General features: G+C 63.8%; 14 protein-coding genes and 1 pseudogene. 11 read left to right on the top strand and 4 right to left on the bottom strand.

All coding sequences use genetic code 11. The features are described 5' to 3' along the window. The first annotated feature begins 34 nt into the window (after nt 1–34). The 7 genes from JHD07_RS04365 to JHD07_RS04335 all read left to right on the top strand — a co-directional run bounded on the left by JHD07_RS04365 (nt 35) and on the right by JHD07_RS04335 (nt 8,362). Complete coding sequence (locus JHD07_RS04365) at nt 35–2,422, top strand: TonB-dependent receptor (protein WP_291619390.1); 2,388 nt, start codon at nt 35–37, stop codon at nt 2,420–2,422. A gap of 25 nt (nt 2,423–2,447) precedes the next feature. Further along, nucleotides 2,448–3,659, top strand: coding sequence for a sialidase family protein (locus JHD07_RS04360; protein WP_291619368.1), 1,212 nt, complete (start codon nt 2,448–2,450; stop codon nt 3,657–3,659). Beyond that, nucleotides 3,656–4,153 carry a TlpA disulfide reductase family protein gene (locus JHD07_RS04355; RefSeq protein WP_291619366.1) on the top strand — a complete coding sequence of 166 codons (498 nt, stop codon included), beginning with the start codon at nt 3,656–3,658 and terminating at the stop codon, nt 4,151–4,153. Before JHD07_RS04360 ends, JHD07_RS04355 begins: the two co-directional genes overlap by 4 nt. Before the next feature lie 31 nt (nt 4,154–4,184). Next, a complete protein-coding gene (locus JHD07_RS04350) occupies nt 4,185–4,721 on the top strand; it encodes a copper chaperone PCu(A)C (RefSeq protein WP_291619364.1) in 537 nt (178 codons plus the stop codon). 241 nt (nt 4,722–4,962) lie between these two features. Continuing rightward, the gene (gene proS, locus JHD07_RS04345; RefSeq protein ID WP_291619363.1) at nt 4,963–6,282 is read left to right on the top strand and encodes a proline--tRNA ligase; all 1,320 of its coding nucleotides are present in this window, start codon (nt 4,963–4,965) and stop codon (nt 6,280–6,282) included. 90 nt (nt 6,283–6,372) lie between these two features. Beyond that, nucleotides 6,373–7,653, top strand: coding sequence for a lipoprotein-releasing ABC transporter permease subunit (locus JHD07_RS04340; protein ID WP_291619362.1), 1,281 nt, complete (start codon nt 6,373–6,375; stop codon nt 7,651–7,653). A gap of 7 nt (nt 7,654–7,660) precedes the next feature. Then, complete coding sequence (locus JHD07_RS04335; RefSeq protein ID WP_291619361.1) at nt 7,661–8,362, top strand: ABC transporter ATP-binding protein; 702 nt, start codon at nt 7,661–7,663, stop codon at nt 8,360–8,362. Between the two features lie 96 nt (nt 8,363–8,458). On the opposite strand, the gene JHD07_RS04330 is transcribed toward JHD07_RS04335, so the two are convergent. Beyond that, entirely contained in the window at nt 8,459–9,538 is a 1,080-nt protein-coding gene (locus tag JHD07_RS04330; protein WP_291619360.1) for a zinc-binding alcohol dehydrogenase family protein, read from the bottom strand. Nucleotides 9,539–9,644: 106 nt separating this feature from the next. On the opposite strand from JHD07_RS04330, the gene JHD07_RS04325 reads away from it, so the two are divergent. Further along, on the top strand, nt 9,645–10,418 hold the full coding sequence (locus JHD07_RS04325; protein WP_291619358.1) for a helix-turn-helix transcriptional regulator: 774 nt from the start codon (nt 9,645–9,647) through the stop codon (nt 10,416–10,418). Between the two features lie 109 nt (nt 10,419–10,527). After that, nucleotides 10,528–13,677 (top strand): annotated as a pseudogene (locus JHD07_RS04320) (GAF domain-containing protein). A gap of 148 nt (nt 13,678–13,825) precedes the next feature. On the opposite strand, the gene JHD07_RS04315 reads toward JHD07_RS04320, so the two are convergent. Beyond that, nucleotides 13,826–15,232, bottom strand: coding sequence for a PLP-dependent aminotransferase family protein (locus JHD07_RS04315; protein WP_291619357.1), 1,407 nt, complete (start codon nt 15,230–15,232; stop codon nt 13,826–13,828). 116 nt (nt 15,233–15,348) lie between these two features. On the opposite strand from JHD07_RS04315, the gene JHD07_RS04310 reads away from it, so the two are divergent. Next, entirely contained in the window at nt 15,349–15,810 is a 462-nt protein-coding gene (locus JHD07_RS04310; protein WP_291619356.1) for a carboxymuconolactone decarboxylase family protein, read from the top strand. A gap of 42 nt (nt 15,811–15,852) precedes the next feature. After that, the gene (locus JHD07_RS04305; RefSeq protein ID WP_291619354.1) at nt 15,853–16,491 is read left to right on the top strand and encodes an HD domain-containing protein; all 639 of its coding nucleotides are present in this window, start codon (nt 15,853–15,855) and stop codon (nt 16,489–16,491) included. Between the two features lie 53 nt (nt 16,492–16,544). Here JHD07_RS04305 and JHD07_RS04300 read toward each other — a convergent pair whose 3' ends face one another. Together JHD07_RS04300 and JHD07_RS04295 are read right to left on the bottom strand one after the other, a co-directional pair. Beyond that, the gene (locus JHD07_RS04300) at nt 16,545–16,811 is read right to left on the bottom strand and encodes a DUF3551 domain-containing protein (RefSeq protein WP_291619352.1); all 267 of its coding nucleotides are present in this window, start codon (nt 16,809–16,811) and stop codon (nt 16,545–16,547) included. Between the two features lies 1 nt (nt 16,812). Further along, nucleotides 16,813–17,133 carry a DUF3551 domain-containing protein gene (locus JHD07_RS04295; protein ID WP_291619351.1) on the bottom strand — a complete coding sequence of 107 codons (321 nt, stop codon included), beginning with the start codon at nt 17,131–17,133 and terminating at the stop codon, nt 16,813–16,815. Nucleotides 17,134–17,481 lie beyond the last annotated feature (348 nt).

Raw genomic sequence — 17,481 nt, 5'->3', positions numbered from 1 at the left:
GTCAGGAATTCAAGAGATGTTACGCATTCGTGCAATGGGGCGCGCGGGCTTGCCTGTGCTCGTCGGACTGGTGGCCCCATTCGGTTCAGACGCGCTCGCCCAGTCGGCCTCGCAAACGATCCCGGCTGTGACGGTCGAGGCGCCGCAGGCCTCCCGCCCAAAGCCTGTCACCCGGCCCTCGCGAGCGCGCGCCGCCTCGGCGGCCAGGGCGGCGCAGCCGGTCGTGCGCAACACGGCCGAGGGCGCCGTGGGATCAAACGCCAAGACGAGCGCCGCTAACGTGCGGGCTGGACTCAACCAGTCGCCGGCCGGCCAGACCGCGACCACCATTGATCGTAGCCAGTTCGACAATCGCCCGGCGTTTTCGGTCAGCGACATCTTGCGGGACAGTCCCGGCATCTCGGTCAAGCAGGGCAACGGTCCACGGGATTTCGGCATCTCGATTCGGGGCTCCAACGCCAGGAACGGTTTCGCCATCCGCAATCTCGTGATTTTCGAGGACGGCTTCCCGGTGACGCAGCCGGACGGCCTGTCGCGGAGCGACCTGATCGATCCTCACGCCTATGGCGCGATCGATGTGATCCGTGGGCCGTCATCGGCGCTCTATGGCAATTATGCGACCGGGGGCGCGCTCAATTTCCGGACGCGGCCGGGCGGCACGATCGACGGCGTCGAATATGGCGTGGACGGCGGCAGCTACGGCTATCTCAACAATTACCTGACCGCCGGCAAGAAGGTCGGGAATTTCGAGGGCTCGCTGTTTGCGAGCGACGTGCGGGGTGACGGCTACCTCGGCAACAGCTGGTTCAACACCCAGACGGTCAACTTCCTCGGCACGCTCAAGGTGACGCCGGACGACCGCTTCACGGTCAAGATCATCAACAATGACCTCAGCACGCGGTTGCCGCTCCGGCAGTCGCTGAACCAATACTACCTCAACCCGTTCCAGCAGGGGTGTACGATCGGTGCGACAGCCGCCGCGGGATGCGGGACAGTCAGGCTGTTCAACAACGGCTTCAACGCAACTGCCGGGACCGACACGGAGACGGCCTTGCAGGCCGGGCTCGGACGTAACGATCGCCGAACCATTGTCGGCGGCCGGTGGGAGCACGATTTCGACAACACCCTGACCTGGCGCAACCAGTTCGTCTTCGACGACCGAAACATCAGCCAGCCGACCGGCACGACCGGCGCGATCGGAGATTTTCCATCGTACAATTACATGAGCGACGTCACCAAGCGCGGCGAGCTTCTTGGCCTGGAGTCGACCACGTTCTTCGGCGCGTTCTACAACACCCTGACGGCGTCGAGTGACACGCGGAACGTGATGCCGGGGGGCAATGCCACGCTCGGCAGGCTCTCGAGCAATCTCTTCAGCGAAACGACCAATTATGGCGTGCGAGCCAGGCAAGAGCTCAGGCTGACAACCTCGCTGACGGCGATCGCCGGCGTCGGCTGGGAGACCACCTTGCTGAAGGGGACGAACACGGCCTATGCATACGCAGGTCCCACCGGTATCACCACGACGACGCTCACGACTGCGGATCGGCAGTTCCAGAATGCCGCGCCGGAGTTGGCGCTCCTCTACAATCTCAACAACGAATGGCTGTTCCGCGGACGGGTCGCGACGGGATACGGCACGCCGCAGGTCTCGAATCTCTTCGTTCTTCCGACCGGCCTGTCTGGAAACAACACTCAGCTTCAGACGCAGAAAAATCTCGGTTACGACCTCGGTTTCGACTGGACGCCGCACAACACGCTCAAGCTCAGCGCGACCGGTTTCTACGAGTTCTTCCGCAACGAGATCGTCAGTCAGGCAACGCCTGCCGGCTCACCCAACGCGACCTACACGTTCAACGCACCGCGGTCGGAGCATCGCGGCATCGAGCTTGCCGCCGACTGGAAGTTCTATCCGGGCTGGCGATTCACGGCTGCGTACACCTATCTCGACGAGGTCTATACCGAATATGTCGAGAACATCACCAATGGTGCGGTGTTCAGCTTCAATCGTGCCGGAAACAAGATTCCCGGTATCTCGCCCAACGAGCTGACCGCTCGAATTGGCTATGATGCGTTCGCCGGGCCGCTGGCCGGCCTGGGCGGCTTCGTCGAGGTCCAGTGGAAGGACTCGTTCTACATGGACAATGCAAACCTGCTGAAAGCGCCGGGCTATGAGCTGGTCAATATGAATGTTCACTACACGACCGATCTGATGTCCGACACATTCAGGTCCCTGAATCTGTTTCTCGAAGTCAGGAACGTGTTCGATCGCACCTACATCGCCTCCGCCAACAACATTGCGAACACCGTCACGGGCGCCGGGCTTCAAAATCCAGCGAGCGTGCTCGCAAACACGACAGGATCGATCTATGCGGGCTCGCCGCGCACATTTGTTGCGGGTATGAAAGTGGCATTCAGATGATCGGCGCTCGCGAAGGAGATGGGCCATGATCCGCACCGGCGTGCTCGCGATCCTCGCTCTCGCGTGCGTGCAAGGCGAGGCGCACGCGCAGATGCGTGCCCCGCATGCGTCCGAAGCTGCCTGTGAGGAGCCGGCGCTGCGCTGCGCGACCAAGGCGACGCCGGCCTTCGGTCCGGACGGGACGCTGTGGCTGGTCTGGATGGCAGGCGGGCAGGTCTCGGTCGCGAGTTCGCTGGATGAGGGACGCAGTTTCTCCACCCCCACCCAGGTCACGACGAAGCGGCTGAACCTCGACTGGGGCCCGGACGCCCGGCCGAAGATCGCGGTCGATCTCAAGGGCGGCATCGCGCTCGCGTTCTCGATCTTCAGGGACGAGGCCTTCAACGGCCAGGTGCTCACCACGCGCTCGACCGATGGCGGAAAGAGCTTCGCCGAGCTGAAGCCCATCACCGCCAGCAACGAGAGCCAGCGCTTTGAGGCGCTGGCGCTCGACGAGGACGGAACAGTCTTCGCGGCCTGGCTCGACAAGCGCAATCGTGTCCCTGCGAAAGAGGCGGGGCGGAAGTACGAGGGAGCGGCGCTGTTCTTTGCCTCGTCGCGCGATGGCGGTGCCACCTATGCGGAGGCCCAACTGGCGCGTGACGGTACCTGCGAGTGCTGCCGTTTGGGACTGGCGTTCGCGGCCCCCGGGCGGCCGGTCGTGATCTTCAGGAATATCTTCGCCGGCGGTGTGCGCGACCATGCGGTCATGACCTTCACCGACGTCGCGACTTCAGGCGAAGTTCGCCGGGTCAGCACCGACGACTGGCAGATCAACGCCTGCCCGCATCACGGGCCAAGCCTCACCGTTGCGCCGAGCGGAACTTATCACGTCGCCTGGTACACGAATGGCAAGGCGCGGAAGGGATTGTTCTACGCGCATTCGCGCGACGAAGGCCGCACCTTCTCTGCGCCGATGCCGCTTGGGCAGCCGGGCCGCAACCCGACCCGTCCCTTCGTGCTCGCTAGCCCGGCGGGAACGGTGATGGTCTGGAAAGAGTTCGACGGCGAGAAGACTTCGGTCCAGATGACGATCTCCCGCGACGACGGCGAGACCTGGTCGCCGCCGAGGACGATATCCAGCACGAGCGACACGTCCGACCATCCATTGCTCGTCGCCAATGGCCGGCAAGTGTATCTGTCATGGATGACGAAAGCCGACGGCTATCGTCTCACAGCGATCGAGGATCAACCATGAGACGCCGATTTCCAGCCATTCTGGGGCTGGCTATCCTGATCGGATCCGCGGCCGCTCTGGGGGCGCCTCCCGCTCTCAAGCCATTCGAACGCGGCACCTGGCAAAGCGTGCTGAAGGGCCACGCGGGGCGTCCGATGCTCGTGCACTTCTGGGGCGTGACGTGCGGTCCCTGCAAGGTCGAGCTGCCGCTGCTCGGACAATTTGCAAAGGACCACCCCGAAATCGATGTCGTCACAATCAGCGCCGATCTCGTGCCGAACCTGCCGGCCGCGACGCAATCGATGCTGGACAAGGCGGGACTGTCGTCGACCGAGAACTTCATCTTCAGCGACGGCTTCGTCGAACGCCTGCGGTTCGAGATCGACCCTGCCTGGCAGGGCGACATCCCAAGGACGATGCTGTTCTCGCGCGATGGGACCGTCACGACGATCGAAGGCTCTGCCGAGATTCCCGATCTCGAGAAATGGTCGGCGCAACAGCTCTCCAAACACTGAAGTTCAGTCTCCAAAAAGAGGTAATGCAGATATGAAGACCGGGTTGAAAGATGTGCTGCTCGTTGCGTTCGCTCTTGCAAGCTGCGCGGCGCCGGCGATCGCCGCCGACGTCAAGGCCGGCGACCTCGTGATCTCGCAGGCGTGGAGCCGTGCGACGCCGGGGGGCGCCAAGGTCGCGGGCGGCTATCTCACGATCGAGAACAAGGGAGCCGTCGCAGATAGGTTGGTCGGCGTTTCCGCGGACATCGCGGGCAAGTCCGAGATTCACGAGATGTCGATGGACAACGGCGTGATGAAGATGCGCCCCCTCGACAACGGATTGACGATCGACCCCGGCAAGACGGTGAAGCTTGCCCCCGGGGGCAATCATTTGATGCTCCAGGAACTGAAGGGCCCGTTCAAGCAAGGCGACAAGGTGCCGGTGACGCTTCAGTTCGAGAAGGCGGGCTCCGTTGCCGTTTCCCTCGACGTCCAGGGCGTAGGGGCGCAGGCGCCGGGCGAGGCCGGACACGCGGGCCACGGGGACATGAAGAAAACGCCGGATCATTCCGGAATGAAGATGAAGTGAGACCGGTCCGGTCGGCCGCTGGCGTCGACAGGGCGGTACCGGTTTCGAGCCGGTCACGCTTTGGGACTATCAAGGCGGCGCCGCCGTAATGGGGCGCCGCGTTGGCGCGAGCCGAACCTGAAGCCGATGGAGGAATGACGAGGAATTTCGCAGCCTTAGCGGCTTTTCCTCATTCCCGGCTTGTGTTTTCTCTCTCAATCCGGTTTCACTGCAGGCGATCACTGATTCACAGAGTATTGCCATGCGGTTGTCGCGGTTCTTTCTGCCCATTCTGAAGGAAAATCCGAAGGAGGCGGAAATCGTCTCGCATCGGCTAATGCTGCGTGCAGGGATGATCAGGCAGGAGGCCGCCGGCATCTATGCCTGGTTGCCGCTCGGCTTTCGCGTCCTCAAGAAGATCGAGCAGATCGTGCGCGAGGAGCAGGACCGCTCCGGCGCGATCGAGGTCCTGATGCCGACCCTGCAGCTCGCCGACCTCTGGCGCGAGAGCGGCCGCTACGACGCCTACGGTCCGGAGATGCTGCGAATTGCCGACCGCCACAAGCGCGAGCTCCTGTACGGGCCGACCAACGAGGAAATGATCACCGAGATCTTCCGCGCCTATGTGAAGTCCTACAAGAACCTGCCGCTCAATCTCTATCATATCCAATGGAAGTTCCGCGACGAGCAGCGTCCGCGTTTCGGCGTGATGCGCGGCCGCGAGTTCCTGATGAAGGATGCTTATTCCTTCGACCTCAACGAGGCCGCGGCGCGCGTCGCCTACAACAAGATGTTCGTCGCATACTTGCGCACTTTCGCGCGGATGGGGCTGAAGGCGATCCCGATGCGCGCCGAGACCGGGCCGATCGGCGGCGATCTCAGCCACGAATTCATCGTGCTCGCCGAGACCGGCGAATCCGGCGTCTTCATCAATCGCGACGTGCTCGACCTGCCGGTGCCCGGCGAAGACGTCGACTATGAGAGCGACCTCACGCCGATCATCAAGCAATGGACTTCGGTCTATGCTGCGACCGAGGACGTCCACGACGCCGCGCGGTTCGAGCAGGAAGTGCCCGTGGACAAGCGGGTCAACACCCGCGGCATCGAGGTCGGCCAGATCTTCTACTTCGGCACCAAATATTCGGAGCCGATGAAGGCGCTGGTCGCAGGTCCCGACGGCGTCGATGTGCCGATTCATGGCGGCTCCTACGGCGTCGGCGTGTCCCGCCTGTTGGGTGCGATCATCGAGGCCTGCCACGACGATGCCGGCATCAAATGGCCGGAGGCGGTGGCGCCGTTCCGTGTCTCGATCCTCAACCTCAAGCAGGGGGATGCGGCGGTCGATGCGGCGTGCGAGAAACTGTATGCCGAGCTCACGGCCAAGGGCGTCGACGTGCTCTACGACGACACCGACCAGCGCGCCGGCGCCAAATTCGCCGCCGCCGATCTGATCGGCATCCCCTGGCAGATCATGATCGGGCCGAAGGGCCTTGCCGACGGCAAGGTCGAGATCAAGCGGCGCAGTGACGGCGCCCGCGAGACCATGTCGCCTGCGGATGCGGTCGCAAGACTTGTGGGCTGATAGGCCTGGTCGACTGAATATTGTTCGTCGCGCGATATCGCGGCCGCCAATCCGGCCACAATTGACCCCGAATCATGGGATTATCGAGCGATGGATGAGACCATGACCGAAACCGTGCAAACCGCGCCCTTTGCGCCATTCGAGTGGATGCTGTCGGGGCGCTATTTGCGGGCGCGCCGCAAGGAGGGATTCATCTCGGTCATCGCCGGGTTCTCCTTTCTCGGCATCATGCTGGGCGTGGCGACGCTGATCATCGTCATGGCCGTGATGAACGGCTTCCGCAAGGAGCTGCTCGACAAGATCCTGGGCCTTAACGGCCACATTCTGGTCCAGCCGCTGGAATCGCCGTTGACCGACTGGAAGGACGTCGCCGACCGCCTCAGCCAGGTCGAGGGCATCCGGCTCGCCGCGCCGGTCGTGGACGGCCAGGCGCTGGCGTCATCGCCGTGGAATGCATCCGGCGTCCTGGTGCGCGGCATCCGCTCCGAAGATCTGAACAACCTCACCTCGATCGCCAAGAACATCAAGCAGGGTTCGCTCGAAGGCTTCGACACAGGGCAGGGCGTCGCGATCGGCCGGCGACTCGCCGACCAGCTGTCGCTGCACGCCGGCGACAGCATCACGCTGGTAGCGCCGAAGGGCGCGGTCACGCCGATGGGCACGACGCCGCGGATCAAGCCGTACAAGATCGTGGCGGTATTCGAGATCGGCATGTCCGAGTACGATCTCGGCTTCGTATTCATGCCGCTCCCCGAAGCACAGGCCTATTTCAACCGCAGCAACGACGTCACCTCGATCGAGGTGTTCACAGCAAATCCCGACAAGATCGACGCCTTCCGCAAGGCGGTGACGGAGGCGGCGGGTCGGCCGGTGTTCCTGGTCGACTGGCGGCAGCGCAACTCCACCTTCTTCAATGCGCTACAGGTCGAGCGCAACGTGATGTTCCTGATCCTGACCATGATCGTGCTGGTGGCCGCCCTCAACATCGTCTCCGGCCTGATCATGCTGGTGAAGGACAAGGGCAGCGACATCGCGATCCTGCGGACCATGGGCGCCTCGCAGGGCGCGATCATGCGCATCTTCCTGATCACGGGTGCCTCGATCGGCGTGGTTGGCACCCTGGTCGGCTTCTGCGTCGGTCTCGTGATCTGCCTCAACATTGAATCGATCCGGCAATTCCTGTCCTGGCTGACCTCGACCGAGCTGTTCTCGCCGGAGCTCTACTTCCTGTCGAAACTGCCTGCCGAGATCGACGTCGGCGAAACCACGGCCGTCGTCATCATGGCGCTGACGCTGTCGTTCCTGGCGACGCTCTATCCGTCGTGGCGCGCCGCGCGCCTCGATCCCGTCGAAGCGCTGCGGTACGAGTGAGGGGCTGATGGAGCAGCAGGGGGCGGACGATGTACCGGTCATTTATCTCCACGAGATAAAGCGGCAGTACTTGCAGGGCGAGGTGCCGCTGACGATCCTCGACGGCGCCAATCTGGCGCTGTGGGCCGGCCAATCGGTCGCGCTGGTGGCGCCGTCGGGGTCGGGCAAGTCGACGTTGCTGCATATCGCGGGGCTGCTCGAGGCCCCCGATTCCGGCGAGGTCTATGTCTCGGGCGCGCCGACCTCGCAGCTACCCGACATCGAGCGCACGCAGCTGCGCCGAACCGATATCGGCTTCGTCTACCAGTCGCACCGGCTGTTGCCGGAGTTCTCGGCGCTCGAGAACGTCATGCTGCCGCAGATGATCCGCTGCCTGAAGAAGTCCGAGACCATCAAGCGTGCCAAGGAGATCCTCGGCTATCTCGGCCTCGGCGACCGCATCACCCACCGCCCGGCCGAGCTGTCCGGCGGCGAGCAGCAGCGCGTCGCGATCGCACGCGCGGTGGCGAACGCGCCGCGTGTGCTGTTTGCGGACGAGCCGACCGGCAATCTCGACCCGCACACGGCTGATCACGTGTTCCAGGCGCTGATGCAGCTGGTCAAGGCGACGCACGTTTCCATGCTGATCGCGACCCACAATATGGAGCTCGCCGGCCGCATGGACCGACGCGTGTCGCTGTCGAACGGCCAGGTGGTCGAGCTCGAATAGCCGCAAACCCAAAAAACAACCCCATGCACAGTAGCCAAGTGCTTGGCCTGACTGACGAAAAAATTGGCGACGGCGCTCCGTCGCGCTCCCCGGGTTTCAAGGCCTGATCACCGTCATTTTGAACGGTCCGGCATTGGCGGCGGCATGGGCGACCGCTTCGTTGGCGTGGTCGAGGTCGAATTCCGTGGCCTGGTAATGATCGAGCCGCAGCAGGCCCGACCGCACCATCGCGATCAGGCGGGTCGCCGCGTCAGGCGGATACATCCAGACGCCGTGGATGGTGATGCAATCGCGCATGATCCAATTATAGGGCAACTCCAGGCCGGGGCCGCCGAGCATGCCGACGCCGCCCATCAGCACCACGCGTCCATAGGACCGCACCGTCATGATCGCCGCGCGCACGACATTGGGGCTGACCGAAGGCGGCATGATGTCGAACACGCAGTCGATCGGCCCAGGCGAAGCGCGCTTCATCCGCTCGCGGTCCTCATCCTCGACGCCCGCAAGCTTGACCGGCCTGACGCGATCGCCGAAACGACGGACCAGATCGGCCAGGATCTTGTCATTGCGGCCTGGCGCAACCACGCAGGCCGCGCCCATCGCGAGCGCGACCGCCACCGCAGCGCTGCCGAAGTTGCCGGTCGCGCCGCTCACCAGCACGATCTCACCGGGCTGCAGCTTTGCCGCGAGGAAGCCGCCATAGGCGACCAGCATGGTGCCGATCGCGCACCATTGTGTCGCTTCGGCCGGCGTGATCGCTCCAAGGCGCTTGACGTTCTCGGTCGGCACCATGATCTGCTGCGCAAACGAGCCATGCCGGAAGTGCTTCTGTAGTTTCATCCCGCCTTCGCCGCGCGCGCTCCAGCCCTGCAGCGTAATGTCGGGAGCCCGTGCGTCATCGCGTGAACGCACGGTCGGATCGCACAGAACCCAGTCGCCGACGGCCAGATGCGTCGCGTCAGGGCCGATCCGTCTGACCCGGCCGATGCCGCCGGAGCCGGGAATGACGGGCAGGTCGAGCAGATATTTGCGCTCGCCGCTGAACACTTCATTGGTGTAGGACAACACGCGCGTGGCGACGACGTCGACGATGACCTCGCCGGTGCCGAGGATCGGCTCGGGCACGTCCTCGATGATCAGCGGCGATCCGAAGGATTTCAGCACGGCAGCTTTCATGGGTTCACCTCAAGGTCGGGATTGAGACGATGATCCACCTTGGAAGGGCCGGGAAGGCCTGGTATTATCCTAGTATTGTAAAGGCCCTTGCTGCAGGAGCGACATCATGGCTGATCCACGCCGCCTCGAATTCGGCGATTTCCTCCGCTCCCGCCGCGAAAAGCTGACGCCGAAGACCGTCGGGCTGCCTGCAGGCAGCCGGCGCCGGACCGTGGGGCTGCGCCGCGAGGAGGTGGCTCAACTCGCTGGCATCGGCGTCGACTGGTACATCCGCCTCGAGCAGGGCCGTACCGTCAGCCCCTCCGCCACCACCATCGACGCACTGGCCCGCGCGCTTCGTCTCGGTAAGACCGAGCACGCGCATCTGAAGGCCTTGGCACGCAATGGCGACAGGCGTTCGTTCACGCGCGAGATCGTGCCGCCTGCGATCTTGCGACTGGTCGAGAGCCTCCCCCATCCGGCCTACATCACGGGGCAGCGCTGGGACGTGTTGGCCTGGAACGCGGCGGCCGAGGATATCTTCGCGTTTGGCCGGTTGCCGGAGGAGGACCGCAACACGCTGCTGCTGATGATGACCAACAAGCGCGCGCGAAAATCTTACGGGGCGGGGTGGGCCGACCTGGCCAAGCGCATGGTTGCGATGTTTCGCGCGACGCACGATGTCTGGGCCGGCGACCCCGCCTTCACCGAGCTGGTCGCGCGACTGCGCGAGGGCAGTCCGGAATTCGTCAAATGGTGGGAGGCGCACGAGATCCGCAGCACGGCCTCTGGACTCAAAACCATCAACCATCCGACCAAGGGCTTGCTCCGGTTCGAGCACTCCAGCTTCCAGGCCAACGACGATCCCGCGCTCAAGCTCGTGATCTATACGCCTGCGTGAGGCCGTCCCAAGGGCCCGGCCTGGACCGCGCCGGGAACCTAACCGCCGCCCTACGGTTACCGTTTCATCGGTAAGCAGGTGGAGCGAGGGACGTGTTCGGGGGTGACCGATGACGACAGCGACCGGGATGCCCTCGGCCGACCGCAATGCCGTCTTAGCCAGCCTCGGCGACCTTATTCGGGAGATCGGTGATCCCGACGATCTCGCCTATGCGGCGGCGGAGCTGCTTGGCCGCAGCCTCAATGTCAGCCGGGCAGGTTACGGCACCGTCGATACCTCGGCCGAGACCATCACCATCGCGCGCGACTGGAACGCTCCGGGCATAACGAGCCTGGCGGGCGTGCTGCGCTTTCGTGACTATGGCAGCTATATCGAGGACCTGAAGCGGGGCGAGACGGTCATCTGCGCCGATGCCGAGAAAGACCCGCGCGTCGGCGACCGCGCCCGAGCCCTCGAGGCAATCTCGGCGTGCGCGTTCGTCAACATGCCGATCTCCGAACCCGATGGCGTCGTTGCGCTGCTCTACCTCAACAACGCTACGCCGCGCCCATGGAGCGCCGCGGAGCTGGAGCTCATCCGCGAGGTTGCCGAACGCACCCGCACAGCGGTCGAACGCCGCCGGGCCGAGAGCGCGTTGCGGGAGAACGAGGCGCGCCTGCTCTTCCTGGACGCGCTCAACAAGGAAACGGCAAAGACCAGCGACGCGGACGGCGTCATGGCGGTCACGACGAGAATGGTCGGCGAGTATCTCGGCGTCTCGAACTGCGCCTATGCCGACATGGATCCTGATCAGGACGGCTTCACCATACGCGGGGATTGGGCAGCGCCAGGTGCCATGCACATCCTCGGGCACTATAGCCTCGCAGATTTCGGCGAGAAGGCGGTGCGAGAGCTGGGTGCCGGCAGGCCGCTCGTCATCAACGACAATTCGACGGAGATCGGGCCCGAGGCAGCCGCTGCCTTTCAGCGGATCGGGATCGGCTCGACGATCTGCATGCCGTAGGTGAAGGAAGGCCGATTGAACGCCTTGATGGCGATTCACCACCGGGGACCACATCGCTGGGCTTCGCGCGAGCTTGCTTTGCTCAGCGAAGTGACGGAGCGGTCCTGGGCGCATATCGAGCGCGTCCGATCGGAGCAGGCAGCGAGGGAAGCTGCCGAACGCCTGGTGCTCGCGAACAAGGCCGCCGGCATCGGCACCTGGGATTTCGATCCGGTCAACGATGTTCTGCGATGGGACAGCCGCTGCAAGGAGGTGTTCGGTTTATCAGCGGACGCCGAGGTCAGTTACGAAGGCTCATTCCTGCAAGGTCTTCATCCCGAAGACAGGCAACGCACCCATGAGGCCGTGTCGGCAGCCCTGAACCCTCATTCTCCGGCGAGCTACAACATCGAGTTCCGGACCGTCGGTATCGAGGACGGCATCGAGCGTTGGATCGCCGCAACCGGTCGCGCGATTTTTTCCAAGGACCTGGCCGTTCGATTCATCGGGACGGTGCTGGATATCTCCGCGCAAAAGAAAACCGAACGACATCTGAGGATCCTGAACGACACCGGGTCATCGGTCGCTCGCGAACGCGATCTCGGCAAGATCGTGCAGATCGTGACGGATGCCGGCGTCGAGCTGACCGGCGCCCAATTCGGAGCCTTTTTCTACAACGTCGTGGCAGCGGACGGCGGCAGCTACATGCTGTATTCGCTGTCCGGCGCGCCGCGGTCCGCTTTCGAGAACTTTCCGATGCCGCGCAACACGGCCGTGTTCGAGCCGACGTTCAAGGGCACGGGCGTGGTGCGGTCTGACGACATTCTGCAGGACCCGCGCTATGGCAAGAACGCGCCGCGGAAGGGCATGCCCGAAGGCCATCTTCCGGTCCGGTCCTACCTAGCGGTCCCCGTCGTCTCGCGGAACGGCGAAGTGCTCGGCGGGCTTTTTTTCGGTCACGCGGAGCCAGGTCGATTCCAGGAAGAACATGAGGCGGCGTTGCTCGGCATCGCCGGCCATGCCGCGACGGCGATCGACAACGCCCGGTTGTTGACCAGGCTCGAGTCCCTCAATGCCGGGCTGGAGCAGCGTGTTGCCGACGAGATCGCCGAACGCATGAAGGCCGAGGAGCAATTGCGGCAATCGCAGAAGATGGAAGCGGTCGGGCAATTGACCGGAGGCATCGCCCACGACTTCAACAACATGCTCGCGGTCATCCTCGGCAGCCTGCATCTGGCTAAACGGCGGCTCGGCCAGGGTGAGCTCAACATCGACCGCTTCCTCGAGAGCGCGATAGACGGTGCAAACCGCGCTGCCACCTTGACCCAACGGCTGCTGGCGTTCTCGCGGCAACAGCCGCTTGCGCCCGAGGTCCTGGACATCAACAAGATGGTGGGCGGGATGAGTGAGCTGCTGGAGCGGTCGCTCGGCGAGCTGGTCCGGCTCGAGACCGTGCTGATGGCCGGCCTGTGGCGCGTCAAGGCGGACCCGGCGCAGCTGGAAAGCGCGCTGATCAATCTTGCGGTCAATGCGCGCGACGCCATGCCGAAGGGCGGCAGGCTGACGATCGAAACCGCCAACGCCTCGATCGATCGAAAGTATGCCCACGAATACGCCCTGCAGCCGGGGCAGTACGTTCTTATCGCGGTCACGGACAACGGCACGGGCATCGCGGAAGACGTGCTGGGAAAAGTCTTCGATCCGTTCTTCACGACCAAGGTCGTGGGCAAGGGGACCGGCCTCGGCCTCAGCCAGGTCTACGGTTTCGTGCGGCAGTCGGGCGGCCATGTCAAAATCTATTCGGAGCTCGATGTCGGGACGACCGTGAAGATCTATCTGCCTCGTTTCGCCGGCGAGGAGCCGGTCTCTCCTCCCTCGGAAAGCGCGTCATATGCGGGTGCGAGCCTTCAGAGCGAGACCATTCTCGTCGTGGAGGACGACGAGCGAGTCCGCAGCATCTCGTCCGAAAGCCTGCGCGAGCTTGGCTATATCGTCGTCGAGGCTGCCAGCGCCAGGGATGCCATCAGAAAGATCGAAGGCGGCTTCGTCCCGGATCTGCTGTTCACCGACGTCGTCATGCCCGACATGACAGGTGCCGAGCTCGCGGCCGAATTGTCGAGGCGGCACCCGGATCTGAAGGTGCTGTTCACCACCGGCTATACGCGCAACGCGATCGTCCACAATGGCGTGCTCGATGCCGGCAAGCACCTGCTGTCCAAACCCTTTGCGATCGAAGACCTGGCCGCCAAGGTCCGCAATCTGCTCGACGAGTGTTGAGCGCGTCGTGTCAGGCGCCCTTCGATTCGAGCACGCCGGGCGATGAAGCTTGTCCCAGACGATTTTCGAATAGATCTCTCCCGTTGCATGAGGGCGTTGTCCCGGCTTTCGCAAGAAGACCTTTGAGGGACACGCCGCCGCGTATTGATCACATCAGTCGATCGATGATCTGAAGGAGCCGATCGCAGGATGCCTCGATCCTCGCTGGAGGAGACGTTGCGACGCCGAGCAACAGTCCTGGGCGCGCTGTGCCCTTCGACGCAGACCAGAGCGATAGCGGCGTAGGCGCGAGGCCAAGCGGTGCCGCTTCCCTGGCGATGGCCAGATCGGATGCTCCCTCCGGCAAGCGCAGGACCGCCGCCAATCCGGCAATCGCAACGTTGGCAGTGCGGGGGCGCAGGTATTTCAGCAAACCATCGGCTTGCGCTGCGTAGAGCCGTTTCGTGCGCCGAAGATGCCGCAGATAATGGCCGTCGCTAATGAAATCGGCCAGCGCGAGCTGCACCGCAGGTCCAGGCGCAGGGACGAGGCACGCCGCAACTTCGGCAAATCGCGCCGCCAGAGCGGCGGGTGCAACCACAAAGCCCAGTCGCAGAGCAGGAGTCACGGTCTTGCTGAAAGAGCCGATGTGAATGACGCGACCGGCGCGGTCGAGCGAGGCGAGCGCCGGTGTCGCCCGGCCCTTGAGCTGAAGCTCGCTCAGATAGTCATCCTCGATCACCCACGCCTTGCTTTGCGTGGCCCAGTCGAGCAGGCGTGAGCGTCTTGCCAGCGACAATGTCGCTCCGAGCGGCGCCTGCTGTCCTGGCGTCACGACCACCAGTGCCGCATCCGGAGCATGCTTCAGGCCGAAATCGACATCGATGCCGTCGGCGTCAACGGGGATCGGCACGATCGATGTTCGCGCGAGCTTGAGGCCGTGCCGGGTGAAGGGAAAGCCCGGATCCTCCATCCAGGCCTTCTTCTGCTCGAGGCCGAGGACGCGGAGCGTCAGGCCAAGGCCGCCGCTGAAACCGCCGGTGATGATGATCTGGGAGGGCGCGCATTCGATCCCGCGCGCCAGCGCAAGGTAGGCGGAGATCTCGCGCCGCAGCGCCGGCTCACCGCGCGGATCAGGATAGATCGCCGGTGCGCTCATCTCGATGCGGACCGCCTGCGCGCGCATCCGCGCCAGCAACGTCGCAGGAAGGGTCTCCTGCGCAGGCACGCCCATCTGGAAGATCGCCGGCCCGGCCGTGAGCTCCTGGTACATCTCCATGAAAGAGCCTGGGGCCGGGGCCTTGTCCCGCCGCACCGGAAAGCGCGGCCGGTCCGCGACATGTGTTCCAGTCGCGCGGCTTGCGACGATCAGTTGGGCGGATGAGAGCTTTTCGTATGCGACCCGCACGGTGCCGCGCGCGACGCCGAGCTGGGCGGCCAGATCCTGCCAGGAGGGCAGGCGCGCGCCGGGGGCGAGCACGCCGCTCTCGATGGCGGCCCTGATTCCCCTGTGGATCTGCTCGGCCAACGGCGTCTTCGCAGATCGATCCAGCTCCAGGCGCAGCGGCTTGGTCATGCCTGAGTGGTACACGATTTTTGCGCGTTCTTGGTACTTTTTCGTGGACCAGAACAGGGACACCTAAGGGGGGTAACGGGGAGTGTTCATCCCTCCGATCATCAAGGAGCATGCAGATGAGTGAACGTATCGACTACAACCACGTTGCACCGGCAGGCGCGAAGGCGCTGGGCGGCGTCTACGGCTACGTCATGCAGAGCGGGCTTCCCGCGACGCTGGTCACCCTGGTCTATCTCCGCGTCTCGCAGATCAACAACTGCGCCTATTGCCTCGACATGCATATGCGCGACCTGCTCAAGGGCGGCGTGAAGATCGAAAAGCTGGCGCTGGTCCAGGCGTGGGCGGAGGCCGGCAATCTCTTCGACGAGCGCGAGCGCGCCGCCCTTGCATGGGCCGAGACGGTCACCCGCGTCGCCGAGACCAACGTTCCGGATGATGCCTATCGAGCCGCCCGCAAGGTCTTCAATGAGCGCGAGCTCGTCGATCTCACGATCGCGATCAGTCTGATGAATGCGTACAATCGCATGTCGATCAGCTTCCGGAAAACGCCGCAGGCCGTGCTCGAGAATGCCGCCTGACGGCGAATGGCATTAGCCGAAACAGAAAGCAGGAGCCTGAAAATGACGAGCGTGATCTCCGGCGTCAAAATCCCCGACAGTCAATTGGCGCGCGAGGCTGCCGAACTCGTGCGCAGTTACGAGGGCGAGATGTTGTTCAACCATTCGGTTCGCGTCTACGTGTTCGGCGCGATCAAGGGGCTGCGTCAGAAGCTGAAGTTCGATCCCGAACTGCTGTATGTCGCGGCGCTGTTTCACGACCTCGGTCTCGTCGATCACTACCACACCGAGACCAAGCGGTTTGAGGTCGACGGCGCCGACGCCGCGCGCGACTTTCTGCGGGCGCGCGGCATTGCCGAGCCGCAAGCCGACCTAGTGTGGGAAGCAATCGCGCTACACACCACCCCCGGCATTCCGCAATATATGAAACCGGAGATCGCGCTAACCAACGCAGGCGTCCTGGTGGACGTCGTGGGCATCGGATATGACGAGTACACGCCGGAGCAGCGCGACCAGGTGATCTCCGCGTTCCCGCGCGGCGACTTCAAGAACGAGTTTTTGAAGGTGCAGACCTGCTCAGCGCTGAAGAAGCCGCAGACGACGTTCGGGACGGTCAACTTCGATTACATCGAGGATCACGATCCGGGCTTCCGCAAGCCGAACGCGTGCACGCGCATCCGCAACACGCCCTGGCAGAGCTGAGGGGAGGCTGCCGCTCCGTCACGGCATGCCCGGCATCAGCGGAACGGCTTTGATCATCCGGCGCGAACGGCGGGGCGTCTCGGGCGGTGAGGGGGCGCCGGCTTGCTCGACGGAAAATACGGATTCACCACGCAACTCGCGGAGCGTCCGACGGCGAGATAGCGGCACTGCGCAAGCGATGCGTAGCTGCACTCGAAATAGCCGACCGGGCCGTAGATCTGCATGCAGACCGGATAGCTTGGATCATAGGTCTGTGCGCCTGCGGATCCTCCTGCGAGGAGGGGGCCGATCACGAGGAGTGCAAGGTGCGCGCTGCGCATCTCAGCGTGGCCCGTAATAGCCCGGCGCGTAGCCTGGCGTCAGGGTGCGCGGACGATTCTGATACGCGTAGGGGTCGTCGCTCTGTCCGGCGAAGAACGGATTGGCGATGCAGGTCAGCGCGCGTCCTGACGCGCTCGCCTGACACTGCGCGTAGGTGTCGAACCTGCAATTGCTCAGTCCCGGCCACTCGTCACCGGTGAGGCAGAAGGGATGGTTCTTGCCGAATGCGCGCGCGGGCGTGCTCGTGCTCGATGCGAGTACGAGTGTGACGAATGCGAGCGAAAATGTGGCGATAATGGGATGGGTAACTTGAACGCGCATTTCGATTCTCCAATCACGCGAATGTGCGCGCGACGACGTCACGCGTGCAGGCAGCTGATGATCTGTAGTCGACATTGGAACTCAGGAAAATACTTGTTTCAAAGGGTTTCCGCGCAGGCGCTGACTAACATTCGTTAATGAGCGAGACCCTTTCGAACGGACTGTTGCGTCGTGGTTACAGCAATTCCGTCGATCGCTGATATGACGACGCCACGGCCCGGGGGCCTACTGAAGAAACTGGAACGGGAATCAAATGAAGAAGAATTTGTTGCTTGCTGCCGTCAGCCTGGTTGCGCTCAGCGCGGCTGCACCGGCGCTGGCTGCTGACCTCGCGGCTCGGCCCTACAC

The sequence above is a fragment of the Bradyrhizobium sp. genome (assembly GCF_016462955.1).
GTDB lineage: Bacteria > Pseudomonadota > Alphaproteobacteria > Rhizobiales > Xanthobacteraceae > Bradyrhizobium.
This window is presented reverse-complemented; position numbering and strand designations above follow the sequence as displayed.